Genomic DNA, 23643 nt, shown 5'->3' with positions numbered 1-23643 from the left:
ACCCGGCATTTTTCCTGACTGAGCGGCCTTAGTAGCCCATGTTTTTCTTCTTCTCTAACTCTTCTTTCGCCGTGTCTGGCAGGTAGAGGGTGGATTTGGTGATGGTCAGCTGCTCAGGTTTGGTGCCGTCTTTCTTGAATTTCTCAAGGGCATCAAACGCCGGGCCGGCCATGTTTGGCGTCAGCTCGACGCTGGCGTTCGCTTCGCCGTCAATCATCGCTTTATAGATATCCGGCACGCCGTCGATTGAGCCGGTCAGGATATCTTTGCCCGGTTTCAGGCCCGCTTCTTTGATCGCCTGAATCGCGCCGATCACCATGTCGTCGTTATGGGCGTAAACCATGCAGATGTTCTTGCCGTTGTTTTCCGCTTTGATGAAGCTCTCCATCACCTCTTTACCTTTGCTGCGGGTAAAGTCGCCGGACTGAGAACGGATAATTTTGATGTTTGGCGCTTTGGCGATGGCTTCCGCAAAGCCTTTCTTACGGTCGATTGCCACGCTTGCGCCGACGGTGCCCTGCAGCTCCACAACGTTACACGGCTTGCCATCGACCTGCTTAATCAGCCAGTCACCGATCAGCTGCCCTTCGAGCACGTTGTTGGCGGTGACGGTGGTCATATAGAGAGATTTGTCTTTCACATCGATGGAACGGTCGAGCAGGAACACCGGAATTTCAGCGTCTTTCGCTTCTTTCAGCACCGGTTCCCAGCCTGTCGCCACTACCGGCGCGATGAAAATGGCGTCAACGCCCTGGGCGATAAACGAACGCACCGCTTTGATCTGGTTTTCCTGTTTTTGCTGGCCATCGGCGATTTTCAGCGTGATACCGCGCTTTTGGGCCTCGCTTTTCGCGACGTTGGTTTCAGCCGCGCGCCAGCCGGATTCTGAGCCGACCTGCGAAAAACCGACGGTTAAGGGGGCGGCCATCGCCATAGACGACATGGCTGCCGAAACTGCTGTGACAAGAAGTAAGCGCTTCCACATAATGATGTCCTCGTAGCCCAGGTTATTGTTGGTCAAAAGATGTTCTGCGAAAAAACTATAGCCAATGGAATATGTAACGGATTGCGTTACATCACACTTCAGAAAAGTGAATAAAACGTTAATCACAAGTTTGTAATCGCTTTCATTCGCTCATGAAATATGCGGCTGAGTTTATGGATTTTCCTGTCATGGAAAGGTTCTGAAAATGGCGCGGGGATGGGGATGAGAATGAAAACAGGCGGAGACTTTCGGCGTGAGTTGGCTATAATACTCGCCACTTGTTTAGCATACACATAGGACACTCACATGAGCTTACTCAACGTCCCTGCGGGTAAAGAACTGCCGGAAGACATCTACGTTGTTATCGAAATCCCGGCCAACGCAGATCCTATCAAATACGAAATCGACAAAGACACCGGTGCGCTGTTCGTTGACCGTTTCATGTCCACCGCGATGTTCTATCCGTGCAACTACGGTTACATCAACCACACCCTGTCTCTGGACGGTGACCCGGTAGACGTTCTGGTCCCAACTCCGTACCCACTGGCCCCAGGTTCTGTGGTTCGCTGCCGTCCAGTTGGCGTGCTGAAAATGACCGACGAAGCCGGTGAAGATGCGAAACTGGTTGCGGTTCCGCACACCAAACTGAGCAAAGAGTACGATCACATCAAAGATGTGAACGACCTGCCAGAACTGCTGAAAGCGCAGATCACTCACTTCTTCGAGCACTACAAAGATCTCGAAAAAGGCAAATGGGTTAAAGTTGACGGCTGGGACAACGCAGAAGCAGCGAAAGCTGAAATCGTTGCCTCCTTCGAGCGCGCTGCGAAGAAGTAATTCTTCCACCCCTATGCTTTAAGCCCCGCACGTCGGGGCTTTTTTGTGCCCGCCATTTCGTATCCCCTTAATATCTGACCGGTTATTGCCCCACCAGAAAAGGTAGTCGCTGTTCACATTCGTCATTTGATAATGAGAGTGGATATCATTATCATTTGCAGTTCGTAAATAAATGTGAATAAACGTCAATGACCCTACACAATGTGAAAACCCTCAGCACCTCGATTCGCGCGGCAATGGCAGCGGCACTCATGCTGACCAGCGTGTCTGGCTTCTCGGCTGCATTGCCAGAGAAAGACTTTGTCACCCAGCCCGTGGGCCACGGTGTTTACGAGCTGGCCTATGACGGACAGGCAAAAGTGCTGTTTGCCGCCAGCGCCCCCTCGTTTGATAAAGACCAAACCAAAGGCAAAATCTACAAGCTGAACCTGGAAGACCTCACGGGAACGGGCGTGATTGAAACCACGCGCCGCGCCTTTGCCACCGCGCTTGACGAAGAAAATCATCTTCTCTACGTGGGCAACACGCTGGAAGGCTCCGTCACCGTGATCGACACCCGGACCGGCAAAGAGCTGGCCGTGATTCAGCTCGCCGACACCAGCAATCCGAAAGATATCGCCCACACCCGCGAAATGGTGCTCGATAAACAGCATCACCGCCTGTACGTCACCGCCGTGGTGGAAAAAGGCATCGTCTGGGTGATCGACACCGAAAAGCGCCAGCTCATTAACACTCTGACCGATATGGACGAATACCCGACCGGGCTGGCGGTGGACGCGGAGAAAAATCGTCTGTACGTGGTCAACGGTAAAAACGGGCTGATCGTCGTCGATACCCAGAGCGACAAGATCCTCAGCCGTTTCAACGTCGAACCAGAGAAAAAGCACTTCTTCCTGAATATCGCGCTGGACAGCAAAAACAACCGCGCCTTCCTGACTGACCCGGATCTCCCGAAGGTTATGGTGGTGGATATCCGCACCGGTAAAGTGCTCAATCACATCGACGTCACCAACTCGTTGGCGGTGCTTTACAACGAAAAACGTAACGAGATTTACGTCACGCACCGCAACGGCAAACTCATCAGCATTATCGACAGCCAGACGTACAAGGTGAAAAACAGCATTGCGACCACCGCGATGCCGAACAGTCTCGCTCTCTCCACTGACGGGAACGTGCTCTATGCCAGCGTCAAACAGGACGAGAAAGTGGCGAAAGAGAAACCGGATTACGTCATCAGAATCGCCCTCGATAAGCTCTGATTCCCTCACCAACCACACCCTGCGGCGTAAGACCGCGGGTGTTTTTTATTTTTCCTTTTTGGGTTTATGGCTATGAAAACGCGTCAATTAATGATGTTCACAGGCATGGTGGCGTTAACCGGCACGCTGGTTTTGCCCGCACAGGCAGACGATGAGATGGTGGTCACCGCCACCGGCTTTTCACAACAGAAAAAAGAAGCGCCCGCCACGATTTCCACGGTCGATCGCAAAACGCTGGATATTCAGCCCGACCAGACCATCGGCGATGCGATTAAAAACATCCCCGGCGTCTCCGTCTCTAACGGCGGCAGCGATATGGCCAACGGCAGCATCATGATGCGCGGGATGGACTCGAGCTACACGGCGTTTATGGTCAACAGCGTGAAGCAGAACACCAGCGAATCGCGCCCGTACGGCCAGGATATCGGCGCCGAAGCGGGCTTTTTACCGCCGATGGAAGCCATCGAGCGCATCGAGGTGATTCGCGGCCCGATGTCCTCCCTGTACGGCTCTGACGCCCTCGGCGGCGTGGTCAACGTGATCACCAAAAAACCTTACGGCGTGGCCGACTGGACGGGCGCTATCGCCGCCAACACCTGGCTGCAGGAGCATAAAGATCTGGGCAACACCAGTCAGCTGAACCTGTTCGCGATGGGGCCGCTGATTCAGGACAAGCTGGGCCTGAGCATTGCCGCTGACGGGCTGGATCGTCGCGATGACGAGCGCCAGAACTACTTCGGCAAGCACAACCGGAAATCCGTCGATGCCACGCTGGGCCTGAAAGCCAGCGACAATAACCTCTTCGACCTGAACGTGGTCGTGGGCGAGCAGGAAAAAAATCGCACCAAAAAACGCGGTACGCCGTGGATGTGGAAGTTCGATCGCAACGCGGTGACCCTCACCCATACGGGCTGGTACGCGGAGGACACCATTGCGACAACCAACTACATCAACTACGAGAAAGGGCGTTCGAAGTATCTGCTGGACAACACCTCGCCTGAGTACGTGCAGACTGAAAACTACGTGGCCAACTCGCAAACCACCTTCACTCTGGATAACCACAAGCTCACCGTCGGGGCGAACTTCACGCGCGAAGAGCTGAACGACCATTTCTATGAGTCAGGCAAAACGCTGCCGGGCGTCGAGCCCGTCACCAAAGTGACGCGTAACGGCTGGGCGCTGTTTGCAGAAGACGCCTGGACGATCAACGATTTTACCCTGACCAGCTCCGCACGCGGCGATTACGACAGCTATTTCGGCGCGCACGTGACGCCAAAACTGTACGGCAACTGGGCGATTACCGATGCCTGGGCGCTGAAGGGCGGGATCTCCGCGGGCTATAAAAAACCGGAGCTGCGCGCCACCTCGGATCAATTCGTCACCCCGCACGGGTCGACGCCGCCGTATCCGTTCCTGACCGTGGGTAACGACGATCTGAAACCAGAGAAAAGTGTCAACGCAGAAACGGGCCTCTACTGGACCGGCGAATCTGTGTCGCTGGACGGCACCGTCTTCTACACCCAGTTCAAGGACAAAATCTCTGAGCAGACGATCTGCGAAACCACCGCCACCAACCAGTGCGAAGTGAACGGCTACAAAGCCGATTCCGTCGATAAATACTTTAACGTCAGCAAAGCGGACGTTTACGGTATCGAGCTGAACGGCGACTGGCAGGTCACCCAGGATCTGAAAGCCAACGCGAACTACACGTACAACCACAGCGAGCAGAAATCCGGTGTGGATAAGGGCTACGCGCTGAACGACTACCCGCGTCATATGGCGAATGTGTCACTGAACTGGGCGGCGACGCAGTCGTTGGATCTGTGGAGCAACGCGAACTACCGCAGCAGCAACCGGGACAGCAACAGCGGCACGAAATATGAGGCTTACACGCTGGTCGATATCGGCGCGCGCTATAAGCTGAATAAAAATACGCAGCTGCTGGCGGGGATCTATAACCTGTTCGATGCGGACCCGAAACGCACCACCTCGTGGGGTGATTACGGGCAACTCGAAGGGCGTCGGTATAATCTTGGGGCGAGGATTGAGTTTTAATCCTGCGCCGTTGATTGCCGGGTGGCGCTTGCGCTTACCCGGCCTACTAAAGCTGCGATACCGTCATGTAAGCCGGCGCCACCCGGCAGAGTCAGCCTCAGTCGATAAGCGTTTGCAAACGCAGCAGCACATCTTCAACCACTTCATCTGCGGCCACACCCAGCCGTTTAGCCTGACGGGCATTGAGATCCAGCATCCTGATCTGGTTAACCAGAACCACGCCCTGAATGTCACCCTCTTCACAGCTCAGCGGCACGCTGAAACCCGCATAACGAGCGAAGTTGCCACCCTGAGTGACAGGGGCAATTAGCGTCATGCCTAACTGATTAAAATCACCGACTGAAAGGACAAGCGCCGGCCGACTCTCCCCTTGTTGCTCATGGCCTCTTACGGGATCAAGCCCGACGAGCACAATATCTCCACGCTCAAAGATCGGGCGCGTTACCATACTTCATCACCCACGGGGCCGGATGTTCCCCAGATGTCCTGTTCGCTGATCTCTGGTGCTGTCGTATCGCACTGCGCCAGCAGTTCCTGAAGTGTGTAACGCTTTGCCACCGGAGTGAGCACTAACTGATTATTCATCACCTGAGCCTCCATACTCTGACCCGGTTGTAAACCGAGCGCTTTCATCACTGTGCCTGGAATGACCATACCTGCACTGTTTCCCCATTTTTTGATGGTTATACGCATGAGCACCTCCATAGTTATACAAAGTATAACTCATGAAAGTGCGAGAACTGTTTTACGCCCACGCTTTTGTGAGTGCCAGCAAAAAAGTGCAGCAATTCGGTGTTTCGGAAAACGCATCGGAGAAAAAAGTGGAGTGCGGGGAAATTGCAGAACAGAACGCGAAGCATCTTGCAAAAAACAACGCCACCCGGAGGTGGCGTTGTTCATCTCAGTACTGGTCTCTGTCTAACCAGTTACCGCTTTCAATCAGTTTCAATCCATCGACCGGACGCTGGTACACGTACATCCATGCACTGCCATACGGAGTCTGGATCAACTGGCGTGCATATTCACCGCCCCTGGTGCGCAAGGCATCAAGTTCGGCAAGTGTAGCGTTATCAATACGATAAACTTCACCCTGTACCGTTCCGTTCCCCGGAACCGCGCCTGGATAGTGGCCCAGACTGTACAACTGGTAGTTCTCGATATTGTAATTTCCCAGCAACTGGGCGTTCGTCATCCAGTGACTGTTGCCTTGCCTGGTTCGTAAACTGCCGTATACAAATATTCGCATTGCTAAAACTCAAACTGATAGAGCAAATCGAGCGCCTGGTCTACGCCAGACACCGCTTCCAGATATAGCTTAGGCATCAGCCGATAGCGTAGCGTGAGTGTTGCCAGTGAGTCAAAGATCCCCACGCCATATTTCACCTGTAGACCCGGCAGTACATAGCCGCTGACCACCACCTGCGAAGAGTCACCGACTCCCTGGGTGTCCAGCGCCAGATTGCTTACGCCAAACGTCTCGCCGATTTTACCCACAACCTGCCCACTTTGTGCAACCCCCAGGCCGATTAACATTGAGGTCATCGCCGCACTATCGCTCTGCTGGCTGTCCAGACCCTGTCCGCGAAGCAGATAAGAGAGCGCTTCCTGCTGCGACATCGCCGGATCGGAGAAGATTTCCGCCCGCGGCTCGTCGGCAGAACCGGTGACGCGTACCCCGGCGATCACGTCGTTTTCCGTCGATTCAGGGTTACGAATCGCTTCGATGTTCAACAGCGGCTGGTCCGGCGGGCCGGAGAACAGCAGCTCGCCTTTACGCACAATCAGATCCTGACCGTAAGCATGGAAGCGCCCTTCCGGAATATTGATCTGCCCGTTCAGACCCAGCCCCTGCTGGTCCTGCGCCACTTTCAGGTCGCCCGTCAGGCGCGCTTTCAGGCCAAACGCATCGAGACGCACGTTGTTGCCGACGTGAATTATCAGATTACTGTTAATCGGAATGCCGGCGCTTTTGGTCTCAACTGGCTTCAGATCATTATTAAGCATCACCTCATCGCTGGAGACCCCGACAGCGCTTTCCGGCACGTCGTGAACCACGATGCGCGCCCACGGCACATCGACGCGACCATCAAGGGTAAACAGGCTCGGCGTGGCTTCGAACACCACATCCGGCGAGACGTCGAGGCGCACCATTGGCGGCACGGTGATACGTACCCGGCTGCCTTTCGCCGCCACGCGCGCGCGCCAGTTGTCGATCTGGCTCCAGTCCGCGTCACCGCTGAGGTTGATCTGCCCCTGCTGGGTGCGCACCACGCCCGCCAGCGTCGAGCTCATGCCGTTGAAGTTCATCGAAATCTGGCTCGGCTGCATATCAAACGGCATAAAGTTGCCGTCGATATCCACGCCGTTGAGCTGCATCTGACCAAACAGCTGCGGACTTTGGGCGTTACCGCCCAGACGCAGATTGGCGCTGAGCATCCCCGCTGCCTTTTCGCCGCGGGAGAAGATCGGGTTGACCATCGCCAGGTTCATATTGCGGATATTGACGTTGCCGCCCAGATTGCGTCGTCCCTGCGGATCGGTGATCTGCACCTGGCCGTCGAACTGACCGTTGTTGGTCAGACGAATCAGCCAGCCGAGTTCTGCCCGGTTGTTATGCAGATCCGCCGTCAGGTTCAGGGTCTCGAAGGCCACCGGCAGCGGCGCGTCGTTCACCGTCTGGGTCACTTTCACGTTACGCCCGGAGAGGGTCACGTTGCCCTGCGGCAGGCCCTCTTTGGTGGTGTCCCAGGAGACATCGGCTTTCCCGCTGAAAACGCCGCTGGCCTCGGTGGTCTCCGGCATAAACGGCTTGAGCATCGCCAGATCGAAGCGATTGAGATTCACCACCGCACGCCCTTCCGCGCCCGCATCAATGGTCTGCGGCACGCACAGCTCGGCGTTCGGGTTGGTCCAGCAGTGTGGCCCGATACTGATTTTCTGCTCGGCGTTACGGTAATCCAGCGCGATGGAACGGGAGAGCGTCAGCGGCCCCACCGGCGTAGTGAAGCGGGTGTTATCCAGAACCCCTTTCCAGCGCTCCTCTTTGCGATCGAAACTGCCCGTCAGATGCAGCTGACCGGAGACCGGCTCGCCCTGCACGCGCAGCTGGAGGTCGTGCTGCTTCTCGCTGCCTTTCGCATCCAGCGTCACCAGACTGATGTTCACGTCCGGCTGGGAAATACGCTCGACGCGCAGATTCAGGTTGCCCGCGATCTGGTCGGTAGATTTGACGTCGCCTTTCACCAGCACGCGCGCGACGGACAGCTCCTGCCAGCGCAGATTGTTGGCGGTGATATCAGCCAGCAGCTGCGGTGCGTCCACCGTTCCGCGCACTTTCACCAGGCCTTTCGCGGTGCCGCCGAGGCCCGGCAGGGCGTTGTCGAGATTCGGCGCGTCGATGGTGGCATCCAGATTGAGATCCTTCACGCCCAGCTCGCCTTTGATATCGGCAGTGTTTCGGCCCAGAGCGACGTGCAGATGCGGGATGATCCACTGCAGATAGCTGTTCCCGCGCAGGGCGCCTTCGACGTTCACTTTATTCTGCTTCACGTTGCCGGTGAGTTTGATCTCCGGCACCTCCATCTGCCAGCTTTCGCCGTACAGACTGCCGCGCGTTTTGATGGTTCCGTCGAGCTTCGACGGCCAGTCAGGCACCTCTTTCGCCGTGTTGATGCCTTTCAGGTTCAGCTCGCCGCGCCAGCTGATCGCTTTCTGCCAGTCGAGCAGCGCGGTCAGTTCGGTTTTGCCTTCCAGCGCCGCCACGGTGAGTTTATCGAGGTTAATCTGCTGCTCGTTGCCCTTCGCATCCAGAGTGATGTCCGCAGGCGGCAACCCTTCACCCTTCACCGAGGTGCGGAACGACAGGGTGTAATCGGTCATTTTGCCGCTTAGCTTGAGCTTGAGCTTATCGGCCTGGAACTGTTTTTCGCCGGTAAACGGCCAGTAGAGCTGTTCGCTCACCAGCTCCAGATTCAGCGGTAAACCGGCCTCCGCTAACTTTGTCTGCCCACGCAGCACCATATCCACCGGGCCGGAGAGATTGACGCCAAACTCCAGCTGCTCGCGCAGCGCACCGCCCACTTTCAGCTTCACCTTCTCGCCTTTCAGCGGGTCGATATTCAGGGCGCTGTTGAGGGTGATATCCACCGGCCAGTTGTCGCGCAGCAGCGCCTGCCCGGTCGCGTTAACGCTCCCCTGGTTGGTATCAATATCCAGCGCGTCGAGCTTCATGGTGCCGTCGATGCTGCTCACTTTCAGCAGCATGTTGAACACGGTCAAATCCGTGTCACCCGTCAGGCGCAACTGTTCGCCTTTGAACTCTTCGATGTTGAGGTTAAGCGGCAGATGAACGTCGGTCATCTCCGGCAGAACCGGCTTCGAGAAGAGATCTTTCAGGGTTTCGCCGAGCGGTTTTTCTTCCGGCTGCGGGTTCTGAATTTTCGGTTCGACGATCTCCTCCTGCGCCACTTTCGCCACTTTCGGCAGGGCGATCAGCAGCCCCTGCAGGGAGGTTGGCGTCAGGGTCAGGTTTTTCTCCTGCCAGCGCAGGCCGGAGGTGAAGTCCATCACCGAGACGGTGGTGTCGTCGATCTTGATGTTGACGTTGTTAAGCGCCACGCGGTAAAGCGCGATCGGGTAGGGCGTCGAGAGGTTAAGCGGACCGCTCTCCTCTTCCTCCACCGGTGCAGATTTCGGCATTTTCTTCGAATCAATCGCCACGTTCACGTCTTTTAGCGACAGATCGTTGACGCACAGGCTGCTGTCACGCAGGCAGCTCAATTTCACCGCCAGATGAAACTCGCCCGCGTTCACCGCCACGCCCGGCTGCTGGTAGCGGATATTCTTGAGGCGCAGATCGCGCCAGCCGCCCGTCACCTGGCCGATCTCAAGCCCAGGCACCCAGCGGTTCGCCGCGTTAAACAGCAGATGCAGACCGGTGGTGGTGCCCACCAGGAACGCCACCGTGCCGAGCAGCAGCACGATAAAAATCAGCACACCGAGGCTTATCTTCTTCCATAAACTCATAATTCAGGCCCCAGACCGATGTAAAACTGTAAACCGTGTTCGTCTTTGTCGCCGACAGGAACGGCGAAATCGAGCTTGATCGGCCCGACCGGTGACTGCCAGCGCACGCCCACGCCCGCGCCGGTTTTGAAATCACTTTTGCGGATATCACTCACCGCTTCGCCGCCGTCGACGAACACCGCGCCCCACCATTTCCCGCTGACGTTGTACTGGTACTCCAGCGATCCGGTTGCCAGTTTCGAGGCCCCCATCAGCTGGCCTTTGTCGTTTTTCGGGGAGATCGATTTGTATTTGTAGCCGCGAATACTGCGGTCGCCGCCCGCGAAGAAACGCAGGTCCGGCGGCACGCGTTCGAAATCGCCGGTTTCAATCCAGCCGAGGTTGCCGCGCGTCACAAAGCGGTGTTTATCGTAAAGGGTCCGGATCCAGACGTTTTGCGCCTGAACCACCGAGAAATCGACGTCCGAGCCCCAGGCAGTGTTGGAGTAATCAATGGAATAGCGCTGGGAGTCGCCCCAGGTTGGCATCAGGCCACCGCGCGAACGGGTGCGGCTGATCATCACCCCCGGATAGAGCAGCATGGTGGTGTTGGTGACGTTAGCCTGGGTAAAGTGGTCGAGGCTCCAGCGCAGGTTAATTGCCCGCTGCCAGCCGCTGGAGAGGTCCCAGAAGCGCGACAGCGCAAGCGTTGTGGAGTCCGATTCCGTATCGTTCAAGTCGGTGCGCTTAAAGCCGCCCTGCACCAGGTAATACTGCTCCAGCGGGTTCTTCAGCAGCGGCATTTTGTAGCTGAAATCGAGCTGCTGTTCCGGCGCGGAGATGCTGGCGCTGGTGGTCAGGCTGTGGCCGTAGGAGTTCATCCACGGCTTTTTCCACGTCGCTTTCACGCGCGGGCCGACGTCCGTTGAGTAACCCACACCGGTTTCGATGGTGTTCTCGGTGCGCGGGGAAACCACGCCATGCAGCGGTAAGACTTTCGTTTTACGCGACTTTTCGAATTCTGGCGCCACGACGACGGAGTTAAACCAGCCGGTCGCCGACAGACGGCGGTTCAGCTCGGCCAGATCTCGCGACTGGTAGTAATCCCCCTCTTTGAAGGGGATCAGGTTTTGCAGGTACTCTTCACGAATCTGCGAGCCTTCGAAGGTGACAGCCCCAAAACGATAGCGCTCGCCGCTGTCGTAATCGATATCCCAGAACGCCTGGCGGCGGTCGAGAGCAATCCCGAGCTGGCTTTTGTTGAACTGGCTGTCGAAGTAGCCCTTACGCAGCGCGACGCTGGTGAGCTCTTTTTTGAAGTGGTCGTAGTCGCCGTGATTCAGCACGGTGCCGACCTTCGGGCGCGTGCCCAGCAGATCCAGATAATCCCGGTCAGTACGCGCGCCGCCGCGCAGCACCACGTTGGTGCCGCCGATCAGCACCGGTTCGCCCTTGGAGACGCGAGCAATCAACACCTGACGGCCCTTGGCCGGTGGCGGACGTAAATCGAAATCAATGGTGGGTTCGTAGTAGCCCAGCGCTTTTAGCCCTTCGCGGATGGCATCATCCACGCGTGCGCGAAAGCGCCGGTCCGGCGTGACTTCGTCACTCTCAATGGTTGAAAGCTGTGCACGCACGTTTTTTTCCAGCGTCCCGGATAACCCCTCAACCTGCAAACGGACATTCGCCGCGCTGGCGACTCCGCTTGTCAGCAATAAACTGACCAAACATAACTGGCGGATCTTTGGCACGTTCTCTCCTGAATATCCTTGTTTCCACCCCTGGAAGCAATTGAAGTGCCGCTCCGCGGCGTTTCACGGCATAAAAGCCCAAAACCCAATCTGTGGGTTGAAAAATGGCCGACAGGCCTAATATTTCTTATGTTTAAATCTAGACTCATTCAGCGTATTTATTGTGTTCAATTAAACGCTCCATGACAACCTTAACTGAAACATCGCTGCCCCGGAGGCCCAACCGTGAGTTTATTCGACAAAAAGCATCTTGTTTCTCAAGCAGATGCACTGCCGGGACGTAATACGCCAATGCCGGTCGCCACTTTACACGCCGTAAACGATCATTCGATGACCCACGTCCCGGACGGGATGGAGATTGCCCTGTTCGCGATGGGCTGCTTCTGGGGCGTCGAGCGCCTCTTCTGGCAGTTGCCGGGCGTCTACAGCACGGCGGCGGGTTATACTGGCGGTTACACGCCTAACCCAACCTATCGCGAAGTGTGCTCGGGTGAGACCGGTCATGCGGAAGCCGTGCGCGTCGTCTACGATCCGGCGGTCATCAGCTACGAACAATTATTGCAGGTTTTCTGGGAAAACCACGACCCGGCCCAGGGCATGCAGCAGGGTAACGATCACGGCACGCAATACCGTTCCGCCATTTACCCGCTGACGCCGGAGCAGGACGCCGCCGCGCGCGCCAGTCTGGCCCGTTTCCAGCAGGCGATGCAGGCCGCGGGCGATAACCGCCAGGTCACCACCGAAATCGCCAATGCCACGCCGTTCTATTACGCGGAAGACGACCACCAGCAGTACTTGCACAAAAATCCGTACGGCTACTGCGGCATCGGCGGGATCGGCGTTTGCCTGCCGCCACAGCTGGCCTGATTACTGATCCAGCGCCACGCGAGCCGCGTGGCGCGTCGCATTGCTCACCGATCCAAAATCCATCACTTTGCCCTGCAGCAGCAGGTTAAACACCGACGCCTGCGGCCGATTCAGCCGCGTTTGCAGCAGGTGAACCGCCTCAATGCCCAGCTCGCGGCACGGCACCGTCACGCCGGTCACCGGCGCGTCCAGCCGGTTTTGCAGATTCCAGGTGAAATCCGTGGTGATAATCGAAATATCTTCCGGAACGCGCAGACCGCGACGCGCCAGCGCCCTGAGCACGCCTTCGGTCATGCTGGTGCTGTTGGGGAAAATCACCTGCGGCCATTGGGATTTGTCGTGCGCGGCAAGCCAGTCGTCGAGGGCACGCTCGGCCTCCTCCGCCGTAAACCACTCGGTCACCAGCAGATCGTTCTGCGGATCAAAAGGAACGTGAAAATGGCGATAGGCTTCTTTGATACCGTCGAGTCGGGCGTAGAGTGTCTCCCGACGCAGGCAGGTCATGGTCAGAATGCGGCGATGCCCCTGTTCAAACAGATGGCGCATGGCGGTAAATCCAATGGCCCGATGGTCGGGCGAAACGGAATCGAGGGTATTTTCCCGATCGATAGAATTAATTAACACACAGGGTTTATTGAGGGTGGTGGCGAGTTTAAATATGGTGGAATCGTCGGTGCCAATAATAATGATCGCGTTAATATTCTTATGCCCGGCTTTTTCGAGAAATAATTTTACGTCCGCGCGCTGCTCTTCTAATCCGCAATAACTGATCCAGACATCATGCGGGGCGCTGGCCTCGGCGATGCCTTTCGTCACCTCAAGATAAAAAATATCCCCCCGCCCCTGAAAGGTTCTTTCGGGCGCAAAGACCGCAATGCCGTTAATCAACAGCCGCCCGCTCGCCATGGACGCCAGCACGCCGAGTTCCCGCGCAGAGCGCACGATGGCCTCGCGGGCCTTATCGCTGGTATAGGATTTGCCGCTTAACACCCTGGAGACGGTACTGACGGAATAGCCCGTCAGCGCCGCGATTTCGTCCATTTTTAGCTTGCCCGGCATAGTGTGACCTCGCTCGCATTCAGTTTTTGCAAATATTTGCAGAAACAGCCTGTTGATTTTAAAACCAAATTTTCAGAGCGTAGGTTTTTACTTATGCACCTTGCGAGTATTCTCACAAAAACACATTGTCGCTGCGGTTGGCCTTTCCTATTTTCCCCTCATCACTCTTTTTAACCCAATTAAGGTGTGACATGGAAAAGGTACGGTTTGGCATTATTGGCATCGGCAATATTGGCACGGTCCATACGCGCTATTTGCTGGCGGGCGTGGTGAAAGAAGCCTGCCTGACGGCGGTCTGCGATAACGATCCGGCAAAACATCGGGCGATCCGGGCACTCGTCGGCGAACCGGTGGCGCTGTTTAGCGATGCCGAAGAGATGCTCACCAGCGGGCTGATCGACGCGGTGATTGTCGCCACGCCCCACTACGATCATCCCCGGCTTTCCATTATGGCCATGCGCCACGGCATTCATACCCTGTGCGAGAAACCGGCGGGTGTGTACACCGCCCAGGTGCAGGAGATGAACGCCTGCGCGCGCGAGTGTGACCTGGTGTTCGGCATCATGTACAACCAGCGCCCTAACCCGCTGTATCAGAAAGTGAAAGATTTGATTGAGAGCGGCGAGCTGGGCGAAATCCGCCGCTCCAACTGGATTATCACCAACTGGTATCGCTCGCAAAGCTACTACAACTCCGGCGGCTGGCGCGCCACCTGGAAGGGTGAAGGCGGCGGCGTGTTGCTTAATCAGGACCCGCATCAGCTTGATCTCTGGCAGTGGCTGGTCGGGATGCCCGTGCGTCTGCGCGCCTTCTGCCAGTTTGGCAAACATCGCCAGATTGAAGTGGAAGACGACGTCACCGCCTACGCGGAATACGCCAACGGCGCGACCGGGGTGTTTATCACCACCGTCGCCGAAACGCCGGGGACCAACCGGCTGGAGATCGCGGGCGATCGCGGCAAAGTGGTCGTCGAAGAGGGCAAGCTGCGCTACTGGCGGCTGCGGGAATCCGAAACCGAGTTCAACGCCCGCTGGCAGAGCGGCTTTGGCGAGCCGGAGTGCTGGGAAGTGTCGATCCCCGTCGCCCCCGAGTGCAGCGACCATCACGTCATTACCGCCAACTTCTGCGCCGCCGTGCTGCGTGGCGAGCCGCTGATCGCCCCGGGGCTTGAGGGGATCAACGGCCTGACGCTCTCCAACGCCATGCACCTCTCAACCTGGACGGACGACTGGGTGACGCTCCCACTCGACGAAAAGCAGTATCTGCACCTGCTCCAGCAGCGCATCACCACCTCTGTGGAAAAAGAGGCCACCAGCCGCACTCTGGATGCCTCTGGCACCTGGTAAAACCGGAGAAATAACGATGTTAAAAATCGCCATCGTGGGAACAGGGAACATCTCGCATAACCATATTCAGAGCTATCTGGAATTCGGGCAGCGCTGCCGCATCGTGGCGCTGGTCGATATCTACCCGGAAAAAGCGCAGGAGAAAAAGGCGCGCTACGGTCTGGAGCACGCCCGCATTTACGAAAGCCACCAGCAGATGCTGGCCGCCGAAGCGGAAATGGATATCGTCGACGTCTGCACACCGCCCTACGTGCATGCGGACATCAGCATCGACGCCCTGAACGCCGGGTGCCACGTCTTGTGTGAAAAACCGATGGCCGCGTCGCTGGAGGAGTGCGACGCGATGATTGCCGCGCAGCAGGCCAGCGGGAAAACCCTGTCGATCATCGCCCAGAACCGCTTTACCGACGCCTTCTGGCGCTTGAAGGCGGCGCTGGATTCTGAACTGGCGGGGAAAGTCTGCCACGCGCAGGTGGACTCGTTCTGGTGGCGCGGCCACTGCTATTACGATCTCTGGTGGCGCGGCACCTGGGAAAAAGAGGGCGGCGGCTGCACGCTCAATCATGCGGTGCATCACATCGACGCCATCCAGTGGATGCTCGGCTATCCTTCGGAAGTAGTGGCGATGATGACCAACGTTGCCCATGACAACGCCGAAGTCGAGGATCTGAGCGCCGCCATTTTCAAATACCCGAGCGGCGCACTGACGCAGCTCACCGCCTCGGTGGTGCATCACGGGGAAGATCAGAAGATCGTGATTCAGGGCGAGAAAGCGCGGATCTCCGCCCCGTGGGAGGTGTTCGCCAGCGTCAGCGCCGACAATGGTTTCCCGCAGGTCACCCACGATACCGCGCGCGAAGCGCAGCTGAACGCCGTGTTTCAGGAGACGCCCAAACTGGAGTGGACGCTGCACACCGGGCAGATCAACGACATGCTGTGCGCCGTCGAGCGCCAAACCGCCCCGCTGGTGGATGGCGTGCAGGGTAAACGCTCGCTGGAACTCATCACCGCCATCTATAAATCGTCCATCACCGGCAGCGTGGTGCGGCTGCCTATCTCCCGCGACGACCCGTTCTATCGCACCGGCGGCACTAACGTGCTCGCCCCGCGCTTCTACCAAAAATCCGCCAGCGTCGCGAACTTCAGCGAAGTCGGTGCCATTCCATTAGGCAAAAATCTGGACCAGGGGATCTGACCATGAACAAAAATGACGGCATGAATTACGCGCCCGTGGGCAAACCGCAGCCGGTGGTTCAGCCCGGCGAATTTGTCTTCGCGGCGGCGGCCCTCGATCACGGCCATATCTACGGGATGTGCAACGGGCTGATCGAGGCCGGGGCGACGCTGAAATGGGTCTACGATCCCGACCCGGCGAAAGTGGACAAATTTGTGCAGCAGTATCCGCAGGTAAAGGTCGCCGCCTCGCTGGAAGAGATTCTTGCCGACCGCGAGGTGCAGCAGGTCGCCGGGGCGGCGGTGCCGTCCGAACGCTGCGCGTTGGGGCTAAAAGCGATGGCGGCGGGCAAAGACTATTTCACCGACAAAGCGCCGCTCACCACGCTGGATCAGCTGAATGATGCCAAAGCGATGGTGGCGAAAACCGGGCGCAAATACGCGGTCTATTACAGCGAGCGCCTGCATGTCGAGAGCGCGGTCTTTGCCGGACAGCTGGTGAAACAGGGGGCGATTGGCCGCGTGGTGCAGACGCTGGGCACCGGTCCGCATCGCGAGGGGCAAGGCCGCCCGGACTGGTTCTACGAACGGCGCTATTTCGGCGGCATCCTGTGTGATATCGGCAGCCATCAGATTGAGCAGTTCCTGTTTTACACCGGGAACAGCGAGGCCACGGTGGTGGCCGCCCAGGCGCGGAATTTTAGCCATCCGCAGTATCCAAACTTTGAAGATTTCGGCGATGCGATGCTGAAAGGCGAAAACGGCGCCAGCGGCTATTTCCGCTGCGACTGGTTCACGCCAAACGGGCTTTCTACCTGGGGCGACGGGCGTCTGACGCTGCTCGGCACCGAAGGCTATATCGAGATCCGCAAATACGTCGATCTCACCCGCGGCGAGCAGGACGTGGTCTATCTCGTCAACAAAGAGGGCGAGTTCCGCTATCCGGTGGCGGGCCAGGTCGGCTTCCCGTTCTTTGGCGAGCTGATCCTGGACTGCCTGAATCGCAGCGAAAACGCGATGACTCAGGCGCACGCTTTCAAGGCGGCCGAGCTGTGCGTGAAAGCGCAGATGCTGGCGAACGCGGCGGATTAACGGGAGGCGCGATGAAAATGCTCAATGCGGCGATTATCGGCGGCGGCGCGATCCACACCTGCCACGTCAACGCCCTGCGCCAGATGCCCGGCGTGACCCTGCGCGCGCTGGTCGATATCGACAGTGAACGGGGTCTGAAGCTGGCGATGGCGTACCAGTGCCGCTTTTATCAGGACTATCTCGAAATGCTGCTCGACGGTGAGATCGATGTGGTGCACATCTGCACGCCGCATTTCGAGCATAAACGCATGATTCTGGCGGCCCTCGCGGCGGGTAAACAGGTGTTCTGCGAAAAACCGGTGGGGATGAACGGGGGCGAAATCGCCGAGATCGCAATGGCCGCGCAAAACGCGCCGGGCTTGCTTGGCGTGTGCTATCAGAACCGTCTCAACCCCACCAGCCAGCGCATTCGCCGCGAGCTGGCGGAGGGAGACCACGGCAGGATGCTGAGTATTAAAGCCGTGCTCACCTGGTCGCGATCGGGGGCCTATTACACCCAAAGCCCGTGGCGCGGGCGGTTTGCCACCGAGGGCGGGAGTTTGCTGATCAATCAGGCGATTCATACGCTCGATCTGATGCAGTGGTTTGCGGGCGGCGTGACGCGCCTGAAAGGAGTCGTCGACAGCGGCGAGCTGGCGGACGTGACGGAAGCCGAAGACAGCGCGATGGCGACGCTGCACTTCACCAACGGTGCGCGCGGGCTGTTCTACGCCAGCAACTGCCACACCACCGATTCACCGCTGCTGCTCGAAATCCACTGCGAAAACGCCACGCTGCAGCTGGTTGATAACGCCCTGTGGCGAATCAAAAACGGCGAGCGGATCAAACTGGTCAGCGACGCCTCACCCAACGGCGCGGCAAAAAGCTACTGGGGGCTCGGCCATCAGCACGCCATCGGTGATTTTTACGCCGCACTCACAGATCCTGATAAAGCGGATTACAACGATATTCGCGAAGCCGGGAAATCACTCACCCTCGTGGAGGCAATATATCGATCATCCCAGATGCGGCAATGGATTGAGATAAATCAGCAGTGAATAAAAAACGGCCAGAAATAATCTGGTTCAAAATAACCCTACTCTGAGTATCAATATTATGGTCAAACCAACTGAACGCAGGGTTGGTTATGGTGTGGCCCTTGGCTACGGCATAACCGATCTGTTTGGCGGAGGCGCTTTCGCCATTATTGGCACCTGGCTGTTATTTTTTTATACCACCTATTGCGGACTGAGCGTCCTCGAAGCCGGTTCTATCTTTGCTATTGCTCGCGTCATTGACGCCGTATTAAGCCCGATTATGGGCTATATCACCGACAATTTTGGCAATACCTGGCTTGGGCGGAAATTCGGTCGGCGTCGCTTCTTTTTATTACTCAGTTCCCCGCTGATGTTCTTATACGCCCTGCTGTGGGTGACGGACATGGGCTACTGGTATTATCTCGGGACTTATCTGTCGATTGAATTATTGTCGGCGATGGTGCTGGTGCCCTGGGAGACCCTGGCCGCAGAGATGACCAACCGGTACGAAGAGCGCAGCCGCTTGTCCGGGGTGCGCATGATCTGCTCCCAGCTCGGCGGTTTTCTCGCGGTATCGGTGCCGGGCGTGATTATGCACTTCACCGGAAAAGATAATCCTTTCACCTACACTCTTACCGGATTCATTTTCTCCTGCGTCTTCTGTCTCGCGGTCTTTATTACCTGGCGCACGACGTGGGAGGCAAAAGATGTCCATCAGGAGTCTGATTTTAAAATAGAGACCCATCGCAGTAGCGGTTTACTCAATCACCTGAAATATCTGGTGCTGGATCTCTTCTCCGCGTTCCATATTCGCGCCTTCCGCTTACACATCATCATCTATATTTTCTCCTTTACCGCGATGGATGTGTTCGGTTCAGTTTTTACTTATTACGTGGTCTATTGCCTGAGCCAGGACGCAGCGGCGGTATCCGGCTGGTTAAGTATTGCGGCGTTTGCCTCGGTGCCCGGCACCTACGGATTTATGCTCCTGTTAAACCGGCTGAATATTTCCCCGTCGGCGGCACTGCGCATTTCATACGGCTGTATCTTCTTCGTGCTGGCATTCTTGTTCGCCGTCTATTACACGGATACCCAGGTGCCTGCCCTTCTGTTTTCGGCGGTCTTTATTCTGCTGGGCGCGGCGCGTTCCGGGCTGTATTACATCCCGTGGAATATCTACAGCTTCATTCCTGATATCGACGAGATGGTCACTCAGCAGCGCCGGGAGGGGATTTTTGCCGGCGTCATGGTCCTGACGCGCAAAAGTACCGTGGCGCTGGCGATCATGCTGATCGGTGTGGTGTTGCAGGAGTCCGGATTCGTGAAAGGCAGCGGCGCGCAGCCTGAATCGGCGCTGTACGCCATCATCGGCCTGATGCTGTTCGCCACCTCCGCGCTGCTGGCGGTGAGCTTTATCACCACCTACAAGTTCAAGCTGACGCGCGAGACTCACAAGCTGCTGCTCAAAGAGATCGCCCGTCGCAAGCTGGGCGGCGATTATCGCGACTGCGACGACCGCACCCGCGTGATCATCAAGCAGCTCACCGGCTATGAATATGACGAAGTCTGGGGCGGCAACGCCGCACGGCGGCCGGTGGATAACGTCAGTCTCTCCTGACCCCAGGGCCGGGCGGCGCGGTCTGCCCGGCCTTTTTTTAGTCAAAATGTGACCTCTGGCGGATTTACACTCGTTTACGCTATACTACCCGCTGAAATAATCGGCTCAACGCTACGAGCCGATGTTCAATGTGTCTTCACACGAATGAAATCAACTTCCCTTCCGAGGATCTGGCGAGAAGCCGGATAAACTATGTTAAACAGTATTTTAGTAATACTTTGTCTTATTGCCGTCAGTGCATTTTTCTCGATATCTGAGATTTCGCTGGCCGCCTCCCGCAAGATCAAACTTAAACTGCTTGCCGACGATGGCAATCTCAATGCGCAACGCGTCCTGAAAATGCAGGAAAATCCCGGTATGTTCTTTACCGTGGTGCAAATCGGTCTGAACGCGGTCGCCATTCTCGGCGGTATCGTGGGCGATGCGGCCTTTTCTCCGGCTTTTTACAGCCTGTTTTCTAAGTACTTCGCGCCTGAACTCTCCGAGCAGCTGAGCTTTATTCTCTCCTTCTCGCTGGTGACCGGCCTGTTCATCCTGTTCGCGGATTTAACCCCGAAACGCATCGGTATGATTGCGCCAGAAGTTGTGGCTTTGCGCATCATCAACCCGATGCGCTTCTGCCTGTACGTGTTCCGTCCGCTGGTGTGGTTCTTCAACGGCCTGGCGAATACCATTTTCCGTCTGTTTAAGCTGCCGATGGTGCGTAAAGATGACATCACTTCCGATGATATCTACGCGGTGTTTGAAGCCGGTGCGCTGGCAGGTGTGCTGCGTAAGCAGGAACATGAGCTGATCGAGAACGTGTTTGAACTGGAATCCCGTACCGTACCGTCCTCTATGACCGGGCGTGAAAACGTGATTTGGTTTGATCTGCACGAAGACGAGCAGAGCCTGAAAAACAAAGTGGCCGAGCATCCGCACTCTAAGTTCCTGGTGTGTAACGAAGACATCGACCACATCATCGGCTACGTCGACTCGAAAGACCTGCTGAACCGCGTGCTGGCGAACCAGAGCCTGGCGCTGAACAGCGGCGTGCAAATCCGCAATACCCTGATTGTGCCGGACACCCTGACGCTCTCCGAAGCGCTGGAAAGTTTCAAAACCGCCGGGGAAGACTTCGCGGTGATCATGAACGAATACGCGCTGGTGGTGGGGATCATTACCCTGAACGACGTGATGACCACGCTGATGGGCGACCTGGTCGGCCAGGGTCTGGAAGAGCAGATCGTGGCGCGCGATGAGAACTCATGGCTGGTAGACGGCGGCACGCCGATTGAAGACGTGATGCGCGTGCTGGATATCGACGAATTCCCGCAGTCAGGCAACTACGAGACCATTGGCGGCTTCATGATGTTTATGCTGCGTAAAATCCCGAAACGTACCGACTCGGTGAAGTTCTCCGGCTACAAATTCGAGGTGGTGGATATCGACAACTACCGCATCGACCAGCTGCTGGTGACGCGCATTGATAACAAACCGACGGTGCTGGTGCCGAAGCTGCCGGACGCGGAAGAGAAAGTGTCGGCGTAAGCGCCCCACAAATATCAACGGCTCCCTCGGGAGCCGTTTTTTTTATACTGCTTTAACTACTGCATAGCACGCGGTTAAGCCATCTCAGTTTGCAGACGCATAACCTGTCGGTTGACTTCGGACATCACAGAATAGTGCTGTTTGTCCTTAACTTTCGGGATAAGAATTTTGCCCTTATCAAATTCGAAAGCGCCAACATCCTTGATGTACAACCGTCCTCGGAACAGGATCTTCACGTACTTCGCCACCTGAAGCGGGTTGTAGCGTTGGAAAATTTTCATTCTTGTATCTCCTGCGAATCATACGCTCTTGCGGCGCCACAATCGGGCCGACTGTCCTGAGCGCAAATTTATTGCTCAATGACTATAGACCAGAAAAACGTTGATACCCAGTATGCATAAGTTTATTTACCGTTTGATTACAATTATTCAGAACATTCTTTGCATAGCGTTTCACAAAACAGTATAAGCCTTCTTTTTTTTACGGTTATGTGCGTTCACCCGCAAACTGGCATTCGGATTGCGGGAAAAGCCGATTGATCGCACTTATGATTAAACCGTAAGACCAAGTGGTCGGATCACCTGCAACTATAAGGAAACACCATGACCCTTCGTAACATCCTGGCCGCAGCCTGCCTGTTACTGCCGATGATGGCCTTCGCGCATAACATTGAAAATGGACAGCGTGTGCCACCGATCGGTATCGCCGATCGGGGAGAATTGATTCTCGACAATGATAAGTTTAGCTATAAACCCTGGAATAGCGCGCAGCTCGCGGGGAAAGTGCGAGTGGTGCAACATATTGCCGGTCGCACCTCGGCAAAAGAGAAAAATGCCACTCTGGTTGAAGCGATCAAGTCCGCAAAATTCCCCCATGACCGCTATCAGACCACCACCATTGTGAACACCGACGATGCGATCCCAGGCTCGGGCATGTTTGTGCGCAGCAGCCTGGAGAGCAATAAAAAGCTCTATCCGTGGTCGCAGTTTATTGTCGACAGCAACGGCGTGACGCGCAAAGCCTGGGGCCTGGAAGAGGAGAGTTCAGCGATTATCGTGCTGGACAAAGCGGGCCGCGTTGAGTGGGCGAAAGACGGCGCGCTGACGCAGGAAGAGGTGCAGCAGGTTGTCGCCCTGCTGCATAAATTGCTCGGTCAGTAAATCGAGACCCGAAAGCCCGGATTTAAGAACGACTCGCGTGGGGTATAGTCCAGCGGCTTACCCTGCCAGTCGTGAACGTGTGCGCCCGCGGCGGATGCCACCGCGTGGCCTGCCGCCGTATCCCAGACGTTGGTAGGCCCAAAGCGCGGATAGAGCTGAGCGTGCCCTTCCGCCACCAGACAGAATTTCAACGATGATCCTATCGACGTGGTCTGGTGCTCGCCGATTTGATGCAGGTACTCCTGCATTTCGCCGTCGCTGTGGGAGCGGCTAATCACCACCAGAGGAGGTCGCGCGTCACGCACCTGGATCTGCTTGCGCGTCCCGCACTCCTCTTTCCACGCCTTACCTTCTGCGGCGCTGTACATTACCTTCAGCACCGGGGCGTAGACCACGCCCAGCACCGCTTTGCCTTTTTCAATCAACGCGATATTGACGGTAAACTCGCCGTTACGCTTGATGAACTCTTTGGTGCCATCCAGCGGATCCACCAGCCAGTAGCGCTGCCAGTGCTGGCGCACATCCCAGCTCTGGGGATCTTCTTCAGACAGTACGGGGATATCCGGCGTCAGGGCCTGTAGCCCTTTGAGGATCACCTCGTGGGCCGCGAGATCCGCCGCCGTCACCGGGGAGTCGTCGGCCTTGCTGACGACATCCATCGGCTTCGCGCCATCGTAGACCTGCATAATGGCCTCACCCGCATCCCGTGCGAGCTGACAAATTTTCTCTAACATTCTCCACCTCTTTGTTATCGCAGTGGTCATAACTCTTTGTTTTAGTTATATCGTATTGTAAACAATTCCGCTATCTGTGAAGCAATTCTGGTTTCACGGCGCTTTTTTCTGGCAGGATTCACACTTCTGTAAGCAACAAAATGTACATACATATTCT

General features: G+C 56.6%; 20 protein-coding genes. 11 read left to right on the top strand and 9 right to left on the bottom strand.

Features of this window, described 5'->3' with window-relative positions; all coding sequences use genetic code 11:
• Nucleotides 1-28: 28 nt before the first annotated feature.
• On the bottom strand, nucleotides 29-985 hold the full coding sequence (ytfQ, locus tag QQF33_RS08005; RefSeq protein ID WP_095284160.1) for a galactofuranose ABC transporter substrate-binding protein YtfQ: 957 nt from the start codon (nucleotides 983-985) through the stop codon (nucleotides 29-31).
• A gap of 306 nt (nucleotides 986-1291) precedes the next feature.
• On the opposite strand from ytfQ, the gene ppa reads away from it, so the two are divergent.
• The 3 genes from ppa (at nucleotide 1292) to QQF33_RS07990 (ending at nucleotide 5136) form a co-directional block, all read left to right on the top strand.
• Entirely contained in the window at nucleotides 1292-1822 is a 531-nt protein-coding gene (gene ppa / locus QQF33_RS08000; RefSeq protein ID WP_064324598.1) for an inorganic diphosphatase, read from the top strand.
• Between the two features lie 188 nt (nucleotides 1823-2010).
• Complete coding sequence (gene yncE / locus QQF33_RS07995) at nucleotides 2011-3081, top strand: 7-bladed beta-propeller protein YncE (protein ID WP_285157656.1); 1071 nt, start codon at nucleotides 2011-2013, stop codon at nucleotides 3079-3081.
• Nucleotides 3082-3153: 72 nt separating this feature from the next.
• Nucleotides 3154-5136, top strand: coding sequence for a TonB-dependent receptor domain-containing protein (locus QQF33_RS07990; RefSeq protein WP_390888464.1), 1983 nt, complete (start codon nucleotides 3154-3156; stop codon nucleotides 5134-5136).
• Between the two features lie 97 nt (nucleotides 5137-5233).
• On the opposite strand, the gene QQF33_RS07985 is transcribed toward QQF33_RS07990, so the two are convergent.
• The 5 genes from QQF33_RS07985 to tamA all read right to left on the bottom strand — a co-directional run bounded on the left by QQF33_RS07985 (nucleotide 5234) and on the right by tamA (nucleotide 11891).
• A complete protein-coding gene (locus tag QQF33_RS07985; protein WP_285145747.1) occupies nucleotides 5234-5584 on the bottom strand; it encodes a type II toxin-antitoxin system ChpB family toxin in 351 nt (116 codons plus the stop codon).
• Nucleotides 5578-5829, bottom strand: coding sequence for an AbrB/MazE/SpoVT family DNA-binding domain-containing protein (locus tag QQF33_RS07980; protein ID WP_285157654.1), 252 nt, complete (start codon nucleotides 5827-5829; stop codon nucleotides 5578-5580). Before QQF33_RS07980 ends, QQF33_RS07985 begins: the two co-directional genes overlap by 7 nt.
• A 208-nt stretch (nucleotides 5830-6037) precedes the next feature.
• Nucleotides 6038-6382: a gamma-glutamylcyclotransferase family protein gene (locus tag QQF33_RS07975; RefSeq protein ID WP_095280525.1), complete on the bottom strand. Its 345-nt coding sequence runs from the start codon at nucleotides 6380-6382 to the stop codon at nucleotides 6038-6040.
• Between the two features lie 2 nt (nucleotides 6383-6384).
• Nucleotides 6385-10161, bottom strand: coding sequence for an autotransporter assembly complex protein TamB (gene tamB / locus QQF33_RS07970; RefSeq protein WP_285157653.1), 3777 nt, complete (start codon nucleotides 10159-10161; stop codon nucleotides 6385-6387).
• Complete coding sequence (gene tamA / locus QQF33_RS07965) at nucleotides 10158-11891, bottom strand: autotransporter assembly complex protein TamA (protein ID WP_282493350.1); 1734 nt, start codon at nucleotides 11889-11891, stop codon at nucleotides 10158-10160. The genes tamB and tamA overlap by 4 nt, the downstream gene beginning before the upstream one ends.
• Before the next feature lie 225 nt (nucleotides 11892-12116).
• Here tamA and msrA point away from each other — a divergent pair, with 225 nt between their 5' ends.
• The gene (gene msrA / locus QQF33_RS07960) at nucleotides 12117-12758 is read left to right on the top strand and encodes a peptide-methionine (S)-S-oxide reductase MsrA (protein WP_285157652.1); all 642 of its coding nucleotides are present in this window, start codon (nucleotides 12117-12119) and stop codon (nucleotides 12756-12758) included.
• Here msrA and QQF33_RS07955 read toward each other — a convergent pair whose 3' ends face one another.
• Nucleotides 12759-13817, bottom strand: a complete 1059-nt coding sequence (locus tag QQF33_RS07955; protein WP_285157651.1) for a LacI family DNA-binding transcriptional regulator — start codon at nucleotides 13815-13817, stop codon at nucleotides 12759-12761.
• Nucleotides 13818-14008: 191 nt separating this feature from the next.
• Between QQF33_RS07955 and QQF33_RS07950 the strand changes: the two genes are divergently transcribed.
• The 6 genes from QQF33_RS07950 (at nucleotide 14009) to QQF33_RS07925 (ending at nucleotide 21592) form a co-directional block, all read left to right on the top strand.
• Entirely contained in the window at nucleotides 14009-15163 is a 1155-nt protein-coding gene (locus tag QQF33_RS07950; protein WP_285157650.1) for a Gfo/Idh/MocA family protein, read from the top strand.
• Between the two features lie 16 nt (nucleotides 15164-15179).
• Nucleotides 15180-16358 carry a Gfo/Idh/MocA family protein gene (locus tag QQF33_RS07945; RefSeq protein WP_285157649.1) on the top strand — a complete coding sequence of 393 codons (1179 nt, stop codon included), beginning with the start codon at nucleotides 15180-15182 and terminating at the stop codon, nucleotides 16356-16358.
• 2 nt (nucleotides 16359-16360) lie between these two features.
• A complete protein-coding gene (locus tag QQF33_RS07940) occupies nucleotides 16361-17428 on the top strand; it encodes a Gfo/Idh/MocA family protein (protein ID WP_285157648.1) in 1068 nt (355 codons plus the stop codon).
• Nucleotides 17429-17439: 11 nt separating this feature from the next.
• On the top strand, nucleotides 17440-18465 hold the full coding sequence (locus QQF33_RS07935; RefSeq protein ID WP_285157683.1) for a Gfo/Idh/MocA family protein: 1026 nt from the start codon (nucleotides 17440-17442) through the stop codon (nucleotides 18463-18465).
• Between the two features lie 58 nt (nucleotides 18466-18523).
• Nucleotides 18524-20062 (top strand): MFS transporter, encoded by a 1539-nt coding sequence (locus tag QQF33_RS07930; RefSeq protein ID WP_285150349.1) that lies wholly within the window; start codon nucleotides 18524-18526, stop codon nucleotides 20060-20062.
• Between the two features lie 192 nt (nucleotides 20063-20254).
• The gene (locus QQF33_RS07925) at nucleotides 20255-21592 is read left to right on the top strand and encodes a hemolysin family protein (RefSeq protein WP_282493342.1); all 1338 of its coding nucleotides are present in this window, start codon (nucleotides 20255-20257) and stop codon (nucleotides 21590-21592) included.
• A 74-nt stretch (nucleotides 21593-21666) separates the two neighbouring features.
• Here the strand turns inward: QQF33_RS07925 and QQF33_RS07920 are convergent, their stop codons facing one another.
• A complete protein-coding gene (locus tag QQF33_RS07920) occupies nucleotides 21667-21873 on the bottom strand; it encodes a DUF1107 domain-containing protein (protein ID WP_012015808.1) in 207 nt (68 codons plus the stop codon).
• A gap of 321 nt (nucleotides 21874-22194) precedes the next feature.
• Here QQF33_RS07920 and QQF33_RS07915 point away from each other — a divergent pair, with 321 nt between their 5' ends.
• Nucleotides 22195-22752: a YtfJ family protein gene (locus QQF33_RS07915; protein WP_282493341.1), complete on the top strand. Its 558-nt coding sequence runs from the start codon at nucleotides 22195-22197 to the stop codon at nucleotides 22750-22752.
• Here QQF33_RS07915 and cysQ read toward each other — a convergent pair.
• Nucleotides 22746-23486: a 3'(2'),5'-bisphosphate nucleotidase CysQ gene (cysQ, locus tag QQF33_RS07910; protein WP_285157647.1), complete on the bottom strand. Its 741-nt coding sequence runs from the start codon at nucleotides 23484-23486 to the stop codon at nucleotides 22746-22748. The two genes, QQF33_RS07915 and cysQ, sit on opposite strands and share 7 nt — an antisense overlap.
• Nucleotides 23487-23643 lie beyond the last annotated feature (157 nt).

The sequence above is a fragment of the Lelliottia wanjuensis genome (genome assembly GCF_030238365.1).
Lineage (GTDB): Bacteria > Pseudomonadota > Gammaproteobacteria > Enterobacterales > Enterobacteriaceae > Enterobacter > Enterobacter wanjuensis.
The sequence above is the reverse complement of the archived record's forward strand: the minus strand, read 5'-3'. Positions and strand labels throughout refer to the sequence as shown.

Bases quoted from the DNA above. Each gene is read 5' to 3' on its own strand.
- ytfQ (WP_095284160.1), bottom strand. From the start codon at position 985: ATGTGGAAGCGCTTACTTCTTGTCACAGCAGTTTCGGCAGCCATGTCG.
- ppa (WP_064324598.1), top strand. From the start codon at position 1,292: ATGAGCTTACTCAACGTCCCTGCGGGTAAAGAACTGCCGGAAGACATC.
- yncE (WP_285157656.1), top strand. From the start codon at position 2,011: ATGACCCTACACAATGTGAAAACCCTCAGCACCTCGATTCGCGCGGCA.
- QQF33_RS07990 (WP_390888464.1), top strand. From the start codon at position 3,154: ATGAAAACGCGTCAATTAATGATGTTCACAGGCATGGTGGCGTTAACC.
- QQF33_RS07985 (WP_285145747.1), bottom strand. From the start codon at position 5,584: ATGGTAACGCGCCCGATCTTTGAGCGTGGAGATATTGTGCTCGTCGGG.
- QQF33_RS07980 (WP_285157654.1), bottom strand. From the start codon at position 5,829: ATGCGTATAACCATCAAAAAATGGGGAAACAGTGCAGGTATGGTCATT.
- QQF33_RS07975 (WP_095280525.1), bottom strand. From the start codon at position 6,382: ATGCGAATATTTGTATACGGCAGTTTACGAACCAGGCAAGGCAACAGT.
- tamB (WP_285157653.1), bottom strand. From the start codon at position 10,161: ATGAGTTTATGGAAGAAGATAAGCCTCGGTGTGCTGATTTTTATCGTG.
- QQF33_RS07955 (WP_285157651.1), bottom strand. From the start codon at position 13,817: ATGCCGGGCAAGCTAAAAATGGACGAAATCGCGGCGCTGACGGGCTAT.
- QQF33_RS07950 (WP_285157650.1), top strand. From the start codon at position 14,009: ATGGAAAAGGTACGGTTTGGCATTATTGGCATCGGCAATATTGGCACG.
- QQF33_RS07945 (WP_285157649.1), top strand. From the start codon at position 15,180: ATGTTAAAAATCGCCATCGTGGGAACAGGGAACATCTCGCATAACCAT.
- QQF33_RS07940 (WP_285157648.1), top strand. From the start codon at position 16,361: ATGAACAAAAATGACGGCATGAATTACGCGCCCGTGGGCAAACCGCAG.
- QQF33_RS07935 (WP_285157683.1), top strand. From the start codon at position 17,440: ATGAAAATGCTCAATGCGGCGATTATCGGCGGCGGCGCGATCCACACC.
- QQF33_RS07930 (WP_285150349.1), top strand. From the start codon at position 18,524: ATGGTCAAACCAACTGAACGCAGGGTTGGTTATGGTGTGGCCCTTGGC.
- QQF33_RS07925 (WP_282493342.1), top strand. From the start codon at position 20,255: ATGTTAAACAGTATTTTAGTAATACTTTGTCTTATTGCCGTCAGTGCA.
- QQF33_RS07920 (WP_012015808.1), bottom strand. From the start codon at position 21,873: ATGAAAATTTTCCAACGCTACAACCCGCTTCAGGTGGCGAAGTACGTG.
- QQF33_RS07915 (WP_282493341.1), top strand. From the start codon at position 22,195: ATGACCCTTCGTAACATCCTGGCCGCAGCCTGCCTGTTACTGCCGATG.
- cysQ (WP_285157647.1), bottom strand. From the start codon at position 23,486: ATGTTAGAGAAAATTTGTCAGCTCGCACGGGATGCGGGTGAGGCCATT.